General features: G+C 63.8%; 14 protein-coding genes. 10 read left to right on the top strand and 4 right to left on the bottom strand.

Annotation, left to right across the window (positions count from 1 at the left end; translation table 11 throughout):
• Position 1 precedes the first annotated feature (1 nt).
• The gene (locus tag AB7G19_RS14970) at positions 2 to 922 is read left to right on the top strand and encodes an SH3 domain-containing protein (RefSeq protein WP_354130450.1); all 921 of its coding nucleotides are present in this window, start codon (positions 2 to 4) and stop codon (positions 920 to 922) included.
• Positions 923 to 1065: 143 nt separating this feature from the next.
• Entirely contained in the window at positions 1066 to 2085 is a 1020-nt protein-coding gene (locus AB7G19_RS14965; protein WP_354130451.1) for a DUF3616 domain-containing protein, read from the top strand.
• Between the two features lie 43 nt (positions 2086 to 2128).
• Here AB7G19_RS14965 and AB7G19_RS14960 read toward each other — a convergent pair whose 3' ends face one another.
• On the bottom strand, positions 2129 to 3784 hold the full coding sequence (locus AB7G19_RS14960; protein ID WP_014494037.1) for a fumarate hydratase: 1656 nt from the start codon (positions 3782 to 3784) through the stop codon (positions 2129 to 2131).
• 246 nt (positions 3785 to 4030) lie between these two features.
• Between AB7G19_RS14960 and AB7G19_RS14955 the strand changes: the two genes are divergently transcribed.
• The 4 genes from AB7G19_RS14955 to AB7G19_RS14940 all read left to right on the top strand — a co-directional run bounded on the left by AB7G19_RS14955 (position 4031) and on the right by AB7G19_RS14940 (position 7187).
• Positions 4031 to 4504 carry a hypothetical protein gene (locus tag AB7G19_RS14955; RefSeq protein ID WP_071912253.1) on the top strand — a complete coding sequence of 158 codons (474 nt, stop codon included), beginning with the start codon at positions 4031 to 4033 and terminating at the stop codon, positions 4502 to 4504.
• Positions 4505 to 4764: 260 nt separating this feature from the next.
• A complete protein-coding gene (locus AB7G19_RS14950) occupies positions 4765 to 4935 on the top strand; it encodes a hypothetical protein (protein ID WP_166090739.1) in 171 nt (56 codons plus the stop codon).
• Positions 4936 to 5310: 375 nt separating this feature from the next.
• Positions 5311 to 6432, top strand: a complete 1122-nt coding sequence (locus AB7G19_RS14945; protein ID WP_354130452.1) for a helix-turn-helix transcriptional regulator — start codon at positions 5311 to 5313, stop codon at positions 6430 to 6432.
• A gap of 80 nt (positions 6433 to 6512) precedes the next feature.
• Positions 6513 to 7187 carry a methyltransferase family protein gene (locus tag AB7G19_RS14940; protein WP_354130453.1) on the top strand — a complete coding sequence of 225 codons (675 nt, stop codon included), beginning with the start codon at positions 6513 to 6515 and terminating at the stop codon, positions 7185 to 7187.
• 17 nt (positions 7188 to 7204) lie between these two features.
• Here AB7G19_RS14940 and AB7G19_RS14935 read toward each other — a convergent pair whose 3' ends face one another.
• On the bottom strand, positions 7205 to 7912 hold the full coding sequence (locus AB7G19_RS14935) for a glutathione S-transferase (protein WP_354130454.1): 708 nt from the start codon (positions 7910 to 7912) through the stop codon (positions 7205 to 7207).
• Between the two features lie 200 nt (positions 7913 to 8112).
• Positions 8113 to 8787: a lectin gene (locus AB7G19_RS14930; protein WP_063982296.1), complete on the bottom strand. Its 675-nt coding sequence runs from the start codon at positions 8785 to 8787 to the stop codon at positions 8113 to 8115.
• Positions 8788 to 9110: 323 nt separating this feature from the next.
• On the opposite strand from AB7G19_RS14930, the gene AB7G19_RS14925 reads away from it, so the two are divergent.
• From AB7G19_RS14925 to AB7G19_RS14910, 4 genes are all read left to right on the top strand, one after another.
• The gene (locus AB7G19_RS14925) at positions 9111 to 10112 is read left to right on the top strand and encodes an NrtA/SsuA/CpmA family ABC transporter substrate-binding protein (RefSeq protein ID WP_354130455.1); all 1002 of its coding nucleotides are present in this window, start codon (positions 9111 to 9113) and stop codon (positions 10110 to 10112) included.
• Positions 10113 to 10126: 14 nt separating this feature from the next.
• Positions 10127 to 10951 (top strand): ABC transporter permease, encoded by an 825-nt coding sequence (locus AB7G19_RS14920; RefSeq protein ID WP_441267913.1) that lies wholly within the window; start codon positions 10127 to 10129, stop codon positions 10949 to 10951.
• 20 nt (positions 10952 to 10971) lie between these two features.
• Positions 10972 to 11811, top strand: coding sequence for an ABC transporter ATP-binding protein (locus AB7G19_RS14915; protein WP_081369229.1), 840 nt, complete (start codon positions 10972 to 10974; stop codon positions 11809 to 11811).
• A gap of 90 nt (positions 11812 to 11901) precedes the next feature.
• Entirely contained in the window at positions 11902 to 12627 is a 726-nt protein-coding gene (locus tag AB7G19_RS14910; protein WP_063986244.1) for a Crp/Fnr family transcriptional regulator, read from the top strand.
• Between the two features lie 10 nt (positions 12628 to 12637).
• On the opposite strand, the gene atzF is transcribed toward AB7G19_RS14910, so the two are convergent.
• The gene (gene atzF / locus AB7G19_RS14905) at positions 12638 to 14023 is read right to left on the bottom strand and encodes an allophanate hydrolase (protein WP_283017039.1); all 1386 of its coding nucleotides are present in this window, start codon (positions 14021 to 14023) and stop codon (positions 12638 to 12640) included.
• Positions 14024 to 14082: the final 59 nt, after the last annotated feature.

The raw sequence follows: 14082 nt of genomic DNA, 5'->3' as shown, positions 1-14082 counted from the left end.
CGTGCGCGTGCTCCGTCTCATCGCGGCAACGATCCTGTGTGTCGCGACGCAGGCGGCGCGCGCGGATGACACCGAACCGGCGTGGCGTGCAAGCGCGCTCGCCATGGTGCCGGCGGGCTATGTCGCCGGCACGGCCTACCGGACCGAAGGATCGACCGGCACCCTCGCCGTCTATCCGGCCTCGTCGAACGATCCAAAGACACCGGCAAGCGTGTTCGCTGCGCGCCAGGCCCTCGTCGTCACGCTGACGCCGGATGCGACGCGCGCGGTCTCGGCCGAGCTGAAGCCGCGCAGCGCGCCGGACCCTGATAACGACGACACCGACTTCGCAAAGCTCCACGCCGATCTCGCCGCCAGGCGCGCAACGCTGCCCGATGGGACCGAGCCGTGTGATCTCGGCGCCTGGTCCATCGACAAGGATCCTGATGGCCTCAACGTGCGCGCCGAGCCCTCGGCGAAAGCGCGCGTGCTCGGCACGCTGCCGCCGCCCTATCGTCTGAAGCTTGGCGGTGCCGAGAACACGCCCGACGGCGGCTGGCTCACCGAATTCCGCATCATCGGCTTCAAGGATGGCTGGTTCCTGATCGAAGGCGCAAAACCGCCGGGCAAGGACTACGAGGACGACAAGAGATATCCGCGCAGCGCGCCAAAACCCTATGCGGGGCGCGGCTGGGTCGCGTCCAACAAGGTCGGCGCGTCCTACGCCAATGGCGCGACGCGCATGGGCGGACTTTTCCAGGCGCCGTTCGTCGATGCGAAATGGATGCCCGCTCAGCGCGAGCTCGGCGGCGAAATCGACACCGACGGCGGCCCGAAGCGCATTTTTGCGTGTACCGGCCTCTGGGGCCTCGTCGAGAGCCAGGACGGCGTCCGCGGCTGGTGGCGCTCGCTGTGCTCGAACCAGGTTACCAATTGCAGCTGAGGGACTGCGGTCAGTCTGCGGTCATTGGCCACGGGGCCAAGGCGCTCAGGTCGTTGACCACAGCCGGCTTCACGAGCAGGATACAGCATACAACTAAAGATTTTTATTGATCTCAACACACTTGCAGCAGAAGGGGAATTTGCATGGTCTCCCTCCCCGCTCGCAATCGCATCCACCTGTTCCTGACCTCCGCCGTAGCCGCGCTTGCTGGAGCAGCGCCGGCGAGTGCCGATGTGCTCGAGCCGCAGTCACCGGCGTGGCAACTGAGCGAGCCGTTCAAGAAGAGCGCGGATGCCCGCACCAACATCAGTGGAGCGGCGTGCGCGACCACATCCCCGCCCCTCAAATCCTGCCTCGTCGTCAACGACGAAAAGAAATACGCGCAGTTCTTTGCGATCGAAGGCACGACGATCAATCCCGGCAAGGTAATCCGCCTGCTGAGCGATCAGGCCAGCGGCGATCCGGATGCCGAGGGCACCGCTTACGATGACGGTTATTTCTACGTGGTCGGATCGCACGGCCGCAAACGTCATCATCCCGACGACAGCAATCCGACGAGCTATCACCTCTTTCGCTTTCCCGTCGACAAGCTCACTGGAGAGCCACCCTTCCCGATCTCCGCGGACGAGGTGATCGGCGTCGAAGCATCCGTGACGCGCCTGCGCGGTGCAATCAAGGACGCACTGCCCGCGGATTACGACAAGCCTCTCGGAGACAACGGCGCCAACATCGAGGGCATCGCGGTCAAAGGGGACCTAATGTATCTTGGTTTCCGTGGTCCGTCCAAAGGCGGCAATGCGTATGTTCTCACGGTCGACGCAAAGGCCGTCTTCACCGAGAACATGCCGCTCAAGGCCAAGCTCATCGACCCTCCGCTGCCGCTTGGCACAACGACCGGTATCAGGGACATCGCCGCCGTGTCAGGCGGCTTGCTTCTCCTGACCGGGCCGGTCAACGAACAGCAGATCGCGCCCGCCGTCGTCTTCTACGATACCAGCAGCGGCAAGCTTGGACCGAGCCACACGCTCAGCGTCGCCGACAGCACCGCCAAGGCAGAGACCCTGCTGGTGCTCAGCGACGTCAGCGGCGAACCATGGCGCGTGCTCGTGATGTTCGATGGGCCCGAAAACGGCGCGCCGACGCAGTATGTGGTGCCGCGCTAAAGCGCACCATCAGCGGCGGACTGCCGTTCAACTGCGCGGAGCGCTAGCCCAGATTCAATTCCTTGAAGAAATCGTTCCCCTTGTCATCGATGATGATGAACGCCGGGAAATCGACGACTTCGATGCGCCAGATCGCTTCCATGCCGAGTTCGGGATATTCGAGCACCTCGACCTTCTTGATGCAGTGCTCGGCGAGGTTCGCAGCCGCACCGCCGATCGAGCCGAGATAGAAGCCGCCGTACTTCTTGCAGGCCTCGCGCACGGCAGGCGCCCGGTTGCCCTTGGCCACCATCACCATCGAACCGCCGGCCGCCTGGAACTGGTCGACGAAGGAATCCATGCGGCCCGCGGTGGTCGGGCCGAACGCGCCGGAGGCGTAGCCCTCGGGCGTCTTGGCGGGACCGGCGTAGTAGACCGGATGGTTCTTGAAATAGTCCGGCAGCGGCTCGCCTCTCTCGAGGCGCTCACGCAGCTTGGCATGCGCGCTATCGCGCGCGACGATCATGGTGCCGGTCATCGAGACCCGCGTCTTGGTCGGGTACTTCGAGAACGTCGCCAGGATGTCCTTCATCGGCTGGTTGAGGTCGATCTTGACGACCTCGCCGCCGAGCGACTGCTCGACCTGCGGCAGATACTGCGCCGGATTGTGCTCGAGCTCCTCGAGATAGACGCCATCCCTGGTGATCTTGCCGAGCACTTGCCGGTCGGCCGAGCACGACACGCCGAGCCCGATCGGCAGCGAGGCGCCGTGGCGCGGCATGCGGATCACGCGCACGTCGTGGCAGAAATACTTTCCACCGAACTGCGCGCCGACGCCGAGCGACTGCGTCATCTTGTGGATTTCCTGCTCCATCTCGACGTCGCGGAAGGCGTTGCCGTCGGGCGAGCCGTGGGTCGGCAGCGCGTCGAGATAGCGGGCGGAGGCGAGCTTCACCGTCTTCATGCACAGCTCGGCCGAGGTGCCGCCGATCACGATGGCGAGGTGATAGGGCGGGCACGCCGCGGTGCCCAGCGTCAGGATCTTCTCCTTCAGGAAGGCGAGCAGCCGGTCCTTGGTCAGCACCGAGGGCGTGGCCTGGAACAGGAAGCTTTTATTGGCAGAGCCGCCGCCCTTCGCCATGAACATGAACTTGTAGGCGTCGTCGCCCTCGGCGTAGATTTCGCACTGCGCCGGCATGTTGTTGGCGGTGTTCTTCTCCTCGTACATCGACAAGGGCGCGACCTGCGAGTAGCGCAGATTGCGGCGGAGGTAAGCGTCGCGCGCACCTTCCGACAGCGCCGCCTCGTCGTCACCATCGGTGATGACGTTGCAGCCCTTCTTGCCCATGATGATCGCGGTACCGGTGTCCTGGCACATCGGCAGCACGCCGCCGGCCGCGATGTTGGCGTTCTTCAAGAAGTCGAGCGCGACGAACTTGTCGTTGGGGCTCGCCTCGCCGTCCTCCAGGATCGCGCGGAGCTGCTTCAGATGGCCGGGGCGCAGATAGTGGTTGATGTCGCCGAAGGCCGCCTCTGACAGCGCCCGCAGCGCCTCCCGCGACACCACCAGCATGTCCTTCCCCAGGACCTTCTCGACCCTGATACCCTCGGCCGTGATCTTCTTGTAGGGCGTCTCGTCCTTGCCAAGCGGGAACAGCGGGGTGTGCTTGTAGGGCGGAACGGGTTTTGCGGGGTCGGGGAAGGCGGTGGGAGCGTTCATGGGCAAATCTCGGGGTTTTGGAGCCCTCGCGGGCCTCTAAGCGTAGAAGCGTTCTAAGCTTTTTTGCCGCGAATGGAAGGCGTTCTGGCGCGGCCGAGGCATCCCGATTCGGCGTCACGACGGCCCTTTTTGGTTGCCGTCGGCCGGACGCAAGGTGGCGACGACCGTCCCCGGCAGGCTCTGGGTGCACCCCTTGCGCTCGGCGCGCGACGAAGGTTGAATGCGCGGCCTAAGGGGCTTTTCATCATGATTTTCAAACTGAACGTCCGCGGCGCGATCCTGGTCGCCGCCGCCATCACCGGCCTTGTGACCCTCGCCTCGCCTGCCCGCGCGGATCGCTGCGATGACAGCGCCAAGGAGCTGACGAACCAGGTCGAGCGCCTCAAGGTGAATTTCCGGGCCGCCAACATCGTCTACCTCTCGCACCCCGCGGCCAAGGAGCTGTCCGTGGGTTGCCGCGGCGACAAATATTCCATCGAGCTCTATGCCAAGGGCGATCGCAAGCCGACACCGGAGTTCTTTTCACTGGTGGGGTCGATGGCGGCGATCGTCTTCACCGTCACGAAGGACGACACCACGACGGGCGCGACACGCTGCCTGAAGCGGATGGGACTGTTGCGCGGCGACAAGGTCGTCATGCGCTACCGCCGGCTCAACATGGAATGCACGCGTACCAAGACGGATGCGTCCATCGCGATCACGCGCGGCAAGGACGAATAAGCGGGGCACTCGCTCTTTCCACACGCTCCGTCATTGCGAGCGCAGCGAAGCAATCCAGAATCCCTCCGCGGTGACAGTCCTGGATTGCTTCGCTGCGCTCGCAATGACGAGGAGAGGTTCGTCCGCTCCCTCGTACAGCGAAGGAGGCACAAAAGGCACATCCCACCGCACCAACTCCCTCGCATTTTAACGATTGGCTTGACGGAAGCTTCGCTCCTCGCAGCGCAAGGTCGATTGTTTCCATGTGTGAGGATTTGTGGATGAGCGTCTCTACCGTTGCGCCGCCGCCGATCGCGATCGTGGTGCCGAGCTACGACGCGACCAAGCAGCAGGACGACCAGAAGACCAAGGACAACGACCCGACCTACAAGCCGCCGCCGCCCGCGCCGCTGCCGCCGGGTCAGGGCACGCGGATCGATCAGCTCGCCTGATCAGACCGGTCAAAGATGAAACGCCCGATCCGGTCGATCGGGCTTTTCGCGTGTCCAGCCGCATCTTCGCCGGATAGCGGGACCAACATCGTGCGCGGCTGACCTGCGCATGATCGCAAAATTGCCGTTGCAGAACACGATCACCGCCGCGGCCATGGGCGCGCTGCTGTTCGCTTGCGCCGGAACGATGCACTGGCCTTCGGCCTGACTGTTCCCACGCCACGTCCGGCCGGCCCGTTCCTCCCGGCATCTCGCTCAGCGCCCGCCAGGGCTTCGAGAGCGTCTTCAAGTGTGATCCGGCTCATCAAATTTCCACATCCGGCGTGCTCATCTGTGAGGCTGAACGAGTCCATCCATCCGTTCATGGACACGCCTATGGAACTGAATGAAAAGCTGCTCTCGCTGGTGACGGACATCTACGATGCAGCGCTCGACGATTCCCAATGGACGGCGACACTTGGCAGCATCGTCGACCTAGCGGGCGGCCAGAGCGGTGGTCTGGTCTGGATCGGGGCAGCCGGCGGGGCCGTGATCTCGCATGCCGTCGGTGTCGAACCCGCCCATGTTCAGTCCTACATCGAAACCTACGAGCCATTCGATCCGTCGCGCAGCGTGCTCCACGCCGCGGTCGGCCAAATCCAGACGATCAGGGACTGGATCGACGTCGACGAATTCCGGACGACCACATTCTACAACGAATGGGCGCAGCCGCAGGGTCTCGAGGACGCCGCCAACATCCTGCTCGGCAAGTCTGCCGAGGGAATATCCCGTCTCTCGATCATGAAGGGCGGCGGGCCTGTCGATCGCAGGATGTATCAGACCATCTCTCACCTGACGCCGCACATGCAACGGGCCATGCTCGTCAGACAGAAGCTGCAGCAGCAGAATGCATTGGAGACGACGTCGGTCCGCACGCTCGACGCTCTGCGCACCGCCGTTCTGCTGCTCGATGCCGACGGTCATATCACGCACGCCAATGCGAGCGCGCGAGAGATTTTGGACGAGGCCGACGTCCTTCGTTCGGTCCATGGCCGGCTCGTGACGTCGGACCTGAATGCCGATCGGATGCTGCGGCAGGCACTGGCGGGCACCGCTCTCGGCGACCGGTCGATGACGAGCGCGAGCATCTCGCTGCATCTGACGGCCCGCAACGGCTCGCATTATGTCGGGAATCTCCTGCCGCTCACGGCTGGACGCCGGCAAATGTTCGGGGCCGGCTATGAGGCCTGCGCCGTCCTGTTCGTCAGCAAGGCAGCGCTCGAGACGATCGTCGCGCCCGACCTCATCCGGAAGCTCTTCAAGCTGACACCGGCCGAGCTGCGCGTCTTTCTGGCCATCGTCGAAATCGGCGGGGTTCCTGACGTGGCCAGAAGCATGGGCATCGCCGAAACGACGATCAAGACCCATCTCACCAGGATCTTCACGAAGACCGGAACCAAACGACAGGCCGATCTGGTTCGGCTCCTGGCGGCCTTTACGTCGCCCATCAAGATCTGAAGCCAACCCTGTCGCACCGGCCGCATGTTTGCCCGAACAATGCTATCAATGCACCGGCGTATGACTGAATCAGATCGAACATGATCGCAAAACTGCTGTTGCAGAACACGATCACCACCGCCGGCATGGGCGCGCTGCTGTTCGCTTGCGCCGGGACGATGCATTGGCCTTCGGCCTGGGTGTTCCTCGCCACCTGCGCCCTGCTCGGCCCGCTCTGCGGCTGGTGGCTTTATCGGGTCGATCCGGCGCTGCTCGCCGAACGTCTGCGGCCGGTCCTGCAAAAGGACCAGCCTGCCGCCGACAAGGCCTTCATGATCGTCTTCGCCATTGCGATGCTGGCCTGGCTGGCCGCGATGGGGCTCGACCGGCGCACGCAGTCCTCCGACGTGCCGGTTGCGTTGCAGGCGCTCGGTCTCGTGCTGTTCGTCCTCTCGACGCTGTTCATCCTGTGGGTGTTCCGCGAGAACTCGTTCGCCGCGCCCGTGGTGAAGCTCCAGGCCGAACGCGCACAGCGCGTGGTCTCGACGGGGCCTTACGCGCATGTGCGCCATCCCATGTACAACGGCATGATCCTGTTCTTCGCCGGCGTGCCGCTGCTGCTGGGCTCGTGGTGGGGCCTTGCGATAGCGCCGGTCATCGTCGTTTTGTTTGCTGTTCGCATCGGCATCGAGGAGCGCACGCTGCGTGAGGGCCTGCCGGGCTATTCCGACTATATGACGCGCGTGCGCTATCGCCTGCTGCCCGGCGTTTGGTGAGCCGCTATCCGGACCGGCTAATTGTCCAATTCCTTGTAGCGGCGGAAAATGCCTTGCTCGTTGAAGGGAATGCGGCGCTCACTTTCGAGATAGGCCTTGATGTTCGGCCGCGCGGCGATGCGGTCATGCAGATCGACGAGGCCCGGGATATTTCCCTCGAACGCCTTCATGCGCTTGGGAAAGGCGTAGCGCAGCCCGGCGACGATCTGGAACAGCGAGAGATCGACGTAAGTCAGCCTTCGACCGGTGACATAGGCGCCGCCATTGCCGGCGAAAAGCTCTTCGAAATAGCCGAGATATTTCGGCACGCGCTCGTCCCAAAACTCGGCCGTGCGCTTCTTCGCCGGCGCCTTCTGATCTTCATAGTACATCGAAGGCCCGAGCGGGTGATGGGTGTCGTGGATCTCGGTCACGAGGTCGGTGATGGTGAGCTGAAGCTGGTGCACCCAAAGCTTGCCCGCTTCCGTCTTCGGCGCGAGCCCATGACGGGCGCCGAGATAGAGCAGGATGTTGGCGGTCTGGCCGATGACGAGCTTGCCCGCTTTCAGGAACGGCGGCGCGAAGGGCGGCGTGCCGCCATGCGCGTCCATCATCTTCATCATCGCAGCTGTTCCGCGCGCCCCCCGCGCGACGTCGACATAAGCCGCCCCCGCCTCCTCCAGGGCCAACCGCACATATTCGCCGCGGCCCTGGATCTCAGGCCAGTAGTAGAGCTCGTATTTCATGGGAAGGGTCCGTGAGCGTGGAAGCGGTCGGACCAATGTAACATGCGGCCGAAGGTTCCGTGAGAGCGAGACGGAACGGCGGCACCACATACCCCGTCATTGCGAGCGCAAGCGAAGCAATCCAGAATCTTTCCGCGGAGACAGTCTGGATTGCTTCGCTACGCTCGCAATGTCGCGGGGAGAGAGCTGCGCGCCCTAACTCAATTCGCCGCGAAACAAAACAGCAGGCCGTCGCCGCCGGTGCTCTTCAGATCGGCCTGCGAGCAGCCGCCGTCAGGACCGCGCGAGGGGTGAGAGCTGTTCCAGGACTTTGACGGCTCGTCGTCGCGCAGGCCCTTACGATCGGCATGGCCGACGACCGCCGCGCCCTGCGTGCTCGACGTCCAGTTCCTGCAGGTCTTGTCGTCGCCCGCGGCAAAAGCGGTGCCGTCCGGTTGCGATCCCGTGAGGATATCGTGCCGGTTCGGCGTGTCGCCGGCGCCGTTGATGACCTCGCCCTTCTCGCTGAGCGCTGTCTGCTTGGTGAGGTTATTGGCCGCGCCGTGCAGGTCGGCAACGTCCTTGGCAATCACCGCACCCTTGGCATTCTGCCACGGTCCCTTGCCAATGCGGTCCTTGGCATTGACGGCGGGCTTGCCGTCAGCGGCCTGCGTCGAGAGATAGGCGCGCCAGGTCTTGCCGCCGGCGCCGCCGGCCTGCGCCAGCTTCTGGCACTGCGCATCGGCTCCCTCCAGGCCGCCGAGATCGGCTCCCTTGCCCGGCCCGCTCGAAGTCACGAAGAAGGTCATGTCGGCTGACTGCGCCCACACCGATGGACTTGCGAAGACCGCGAACGCAACGCCTGCTGGCACGATGACCCTGGCAAGAATGCTCATCCTATCCTCCCGATTGTTCCTGCGATTGCGCCTCGCTGGACGGTCTTTGATCCGCTGACATGAACCCGTCACGACAGACATTATTCCAGCGGCCATCCGCCGCACGCGCATCACCTTGAGCGGCGGCGCTCGACCGGTCGCCCCGAGGGCCATGTCGATTAATTGCTTCCAGAGACCGTAGCGCCGGGCGAGCATACCAACGTGGGGCCGATCCTCAAGAGATCGCCCAGGAGGGGACGCGGGAGTCTGCTGCGGGGCCGTTCAGGGCGGCATCCGCGATCACATCGGGGCTGCCGCCGGGCGCGGCGCGAGGGGAGATCGTCATGCACTGGAACACCGTCCGCCCAATCGCGGCAATTGCCGGCTATGCCGCGCTTTGCTGCCTTGCCATCAGTCCGGGCCGCGCCTCGGCCGCGGAATTGCTCAAAGCCCGGCTTGCGCAAAACCTCGGACCGATCTCCGGCCTTGCGATCGTCGCCAAATCGAAGGGGATTTTCGAAAAGAACGGACTGGACATCACCGTCTCGAACTTCACGTCCGGCAAGCAGTGCCTGGACACCGTGATCGGGGGCGGCGCCGACATCGCGACGACGGCGGAGGCGCCGGTCACCGCTTCGGCGATGGCAAACCAGCCCATCGCCTTCGTCGCCGGCATGGAATATTCCGACCTCAAGACGGTCGTCGCGGCCAAGGCCGGCGTCAAGACCAAGGCAGATCTTCGCGGCAAGCGAATCGGATTCACTGCCGGCACCGGCAGCGAGGTCTACACGGCGACTTTGCTGAAGTCGGCGGGATTGACTCCCAAGGATGTCACCCTCGTCAACCTGCGGCCGCAGGAGATGCTGCCGGCACTTGCAGCAGGAAGCATCGACGCGATCGACACTTGGGAACCCCACATCGCCAACGCCAAGAAGGCCCTCGGCGAAGCCGTCGTTGAGCTCGATACAACGGGCACTTACTCCGAGACGTTCAACATCGTTGTCATGAGGACCTATCTGGATGCCAACCCTGCGCTGGTTGAGAAGTTCATCGCCTCACTGATCGACGCCGAGGTCTGGATGAAAGCACACCCGGATGAAGCGATCACGGTCGTGGCGGACGCGGTCGGCATGAAGCGGGACGACCTCGCTCCGATCTGGGCCGACTATGTTTACCGGGTGCGTCTCGACGACCGGCTGATCGAGATTCTCAAGACCCACTCCGCATGGCGCCTCGAGAGCGGCAACCATCCTCCGGGAGCGGCGATGCCCGACTTCAGCAAGGTCGTCGTCGCCGAGCCGCTGAAGAAGGTCGACCCCGCACGCGTGACGCTCTCGTGGAAATAGGCACCCGCACAGCCATGCAGGACGGCACTTCAGCAGGACAAGAAATTGCTCTCCGCACCGACGGTCGCGGTCGGCGGCCGGATTCAGCTCGTCTTCGCCGCCTCAATATTCTGATCGGGGCGCTTTCGCTTCCCCTGTTCGTCGGCCTCTGGGAACTGGTCTCTCGTTCCGGGGCCGTCAACATGGTGCTGTTTCCGCCGCCGACGGTGGTAGCTGCGGCGGTCCTTGAGTGGATACGAAGCGGGCAGTTCCTTGGCGATCTGCTGGCCAGCCTCTTTCGCGTCACCACGGGGTTCATCTTAGGCGGCGCGCTCGGCATCCTGCTCGGTATCCTCACCGGCCAATTCCCTGTTGTTTCGAGCTTGCTGTCCCCGCTATTCCACATCCTGCGGCCAATTCCGCCGATTGCTTTCGTGGCGATCGTCATCCTGTGGTTCGGCCTGTCGGAGGCGGGAAAACTATTCCTCGTCGTATGGGGCGTGTTCTTCACGGTTTGGCTTTCGACCCACATCGGCGTGCAGAAGGTCGACCGCGGCCTGATTCGGGCGGCGTTGATGCTCGGCACGCCCCGGCGGCAGATGCTCCAGGAGATCGTGCTGCTGGGCGCGCTTCCCTACATCGTGGTCGGGTTGCGCACCGCCGTCAGCATCTCCTTTTACACGCTTGTCGCGGCCGAACTCGCAGGCGCTTTCGCCGGCATCGTCTACAGGATCGAGATTGCGCAGCAGAATTTGCAAACGGGCCAGGTCATGGGCGGGCTCGCAGCGCTCGGGTTGATTTCGTTCACTGCCGACCGGCTGTTTTCGGCTCTTGCGGAACGTACTGTCTGGTGGCGTTGATGTCTGGAGCTCGATCGACCATGAAACTGGCTCTGGCAAATTCGCCAGCCTCCGTCGAATCGGCGCGGAAACAACCGGCCATTCAAGTCTCAGACCTGAGCATCGTTTTTGACACCCGCCGCGGGCAGACCATCGCGGTGGATCGCGTTTCCTTCGACGTGGCACCTGGCGAGTTCGTTTGCATCGTCGGGCCCTCCGGCTGCGGCAAGTCGACGGTGCTCAATACGATCGCCGGACTGGAGGTGCCGTTTGAAGGCGATATCCTGGTAGAGGGCTCGCGTGTCTACAGCCCGCGACCCGATGTCGGAATGGTGTTCCAGCAGCCGCATCTTTTCCCCTGGAAGTCTGTCCGCAGGAACATCGCCCACGGCCCCAGGATGCTTGGGAAGTCCAGGACGGAAGCGAATGCCATCGCCGACGATCTGATCGCGATGGTCGGTCTCAAGCGTTTCGCCGACGCATATCCGAACACGCTGTCCGGGGGCATGCAACAGCGCGTGGCGATCGCGCGAGCGTTGGCCAATCAGCCCCGCGTGCTGCTGATGGACGAGCCCTTCGGGGCCCTCGATGCGCAGACCCGGGCGGTGATGCAAGACAATCTGCTGGAGCTGCGCGACCGGATCAAGGCGACGATCGTGTTCGTCACGCATGACATAGATGAGGCCATCGTGCTGGCCGACCGTGTTCTCATCATGAGCGCGGGACCCGGCCGCATCCTGCGCGAAGTCGCGGTCAAGCTGCCGCGCCCGCGGTCGAGCTCTGTCATGGTCGAGCCAACCTATCTTTCCCTCAAGAAGGATTGTCTCGACGTCATCCGCGCAGAAGGGTTGCGGGCGTTCAATCAGTCGGACGCGAGCTGATCCCCCAGAACTTGGAAATCGCGAAGCAGCCCGCAGCGCGCTGGCATGGTTCTTGAATAATCGATGCCGGGTCTCACCGTGGAGCCGGCGATGCACAGGGCGAATAGCGCGATAGCGGCAGGCGTGATGCTGGCCGAGTCGGACAATCTCGTCAGGCCGCTGCCCGGCTTGCTGGATGGTCTCAACCGGGCTGATTGCAATCGGCTGCGCGCGATCGGACGCGAGAAGGCCCTGGAAGCCGGCCAACTGGTTTGGTCTCAGGGCGACACACAGGCTGGGATCTACCTGATCAGCGAGGGACGCATACGCAGCTACTATGCGGCGCCGTCGGGGCGCGAGGTCACGCTCGCCTACTGGTTTCCCGGCAACTTCGTCGGCGGCCCCGATATATTCGGAACGGGCCCGCACATGTGGTCATCGGTTGCGGCCGAACCCAGCCTGTTGACGTTCATGCCGGGACTGGCGCTGCGGCGGCTTGCGCTGGAATCGCCGGCGATCGCCGTCGCCCTGCTGGATGCCCTGGCATTCAAGGCGCGATGCTATTCGGCGATGGCCCAGATGCTCGGGACGCGCTCGGTGACCGAGCGGCTGCATAGCCTGTTGATCTTCCTGTCGCACGTCTACGGCGTTAAGCGCGACGGCGAGGTCGTCATCGGGATGCCGTTTACCCACGGCGATCTCGCCAATCTCATCGGATCCACCCGCCAATGGGTGACAGTACAGCTCGCGCGGCTCCAGGAGGAAGGCGTGATCAGGTACGACAGATCCGTGATTTCGATCCTGGATCTTTCGACACTCGAGCAAGAGATGGAATAAATTCCGTCCGTCAACCGCCAGACTTCAATTCGAACGCCGCTCGGCCCGCACTGGCCTCGAACCGCCGCGCCAGTCCGATCAGCGCGCGATCATGCCAGGCCGGCGCCAGAAGGGTCACGCCCATCGGCATGCCGTTCGGCAATGTCGCGTTCGGAACCGCCACGCCGCAGAGATCGAGCAGATTGGCAAAGTACGAGTAGTAGCCGAGGCGATTGTTGAGGGTGATCGGATCGCGATCCATCTCCTCCAGCGTGAACGGCCGCGGTGCGGTCGGGACCACCAGCGCATCGATACCCGCAAAGATCGCCTCGGCGTCGCGGCGAAGCCGGTGCAGCCGGTGAATGGCACCAAATGTGTCGATCGCTGAATAGCCGGCGGCCGAGCCCAGCACGGTCCTCGTGACATCAAGCAGGGAGCCAGAATCGATGTCCATAAGCGAAGCGATGGCCGAGTGCCGCTCCGCGACCCAGGGTCCGCTGAACATCAACTCCCCGGCCTGGCGGAACGGCGCGAAGTCCACCTCGATCGCCGTTCCCCCGATCTGCGTGAAACGCTCGCAGGCGCGCTCATAGAGCTCGCCGCATTCCGGCATGCCAAAGCATTCGAGATCGGCGGACGCGATACGGCCGAAGCGGAAGGATGGCACCGTCCCTGTGGCGAAAGAAAAGGCCCGGGGCAAGCGGCTGTAGGGATCTTCGAAATCGAACCCTTCGATGATTTCGATGATCGCCTCGCCGTCGCTGACAGTGTTGCAGAACACCGAAACGCAATCGATCGTCGGGCAATTCGGCACCAGCCCGCGTGATGACACCAGCCCAACGGTCGGCTTGATTCCGACGATGTTGTTGAAGCCGGCAGGTATGCGGCCGGACCCGCCAGTATCGGTGCCGAGCGCGAACGCGACGTGCCCCGCCGCGACGGCGACCGCGGACCCGGAACTGGAGCCGCCCGCAATATAGCGCGCATCGGCAACCGACGCGCAGGGGCCATAGGGCGAACGCGCACCGGACAGGCCTGTGGCGAACTGATCGAGATTGGTCTTTCCGAGGCAAATTGCGCCGGCCGCGGTCAGGCGTTCGACGCTGTGCGCGGAATGCCAGGGCGTGTAGCTGAACGCGGGGCATGCGGCAGTGGTCGGCATTCCCTCGACATCGATATTGTCCTTCACACCAAAGGGAATGCCGAGCAGCGGAAGATTTTCGCCTGTCCGCGCGCGCGCCACAAGCTTCCGGCATGCTTCGAGCGCCTCCTCCCGCGGGCGGAGATAGATCCAGCAATTGCGGTCGCGCTCGGCCTCGATCCGGTCATACGCCGTTTCGATCGCCTCCAGCGGCAGGGACGAATTCCTGGCAATGGTTTCGTGATTTGTCCTGGAGCGCGCGACAGACTGGCTCACCGAATATCTCCCTCTCTAACCGGCAGGCGCGAAATTGCGGGAGCTCTGCGCGGGCAACA

Origin of the sequence: Bradyrhizobium sp. 215_C5_N1_1 (genome assembly GCF_052075935.1) — a bacterium.
Classification (GTDB): Bacteria; Pseudomonadota; Alphaproteobacteria; order Rhizobiales; family Xanthobacteraceae; genus Bradyrhizobium; species Bradyrhizobium barranii.
The sequence above is the reverse complement of the archived record's forward strand: the minus strand, read 5'-3'. Positions and strand labels throughout refer to the sequence as shown.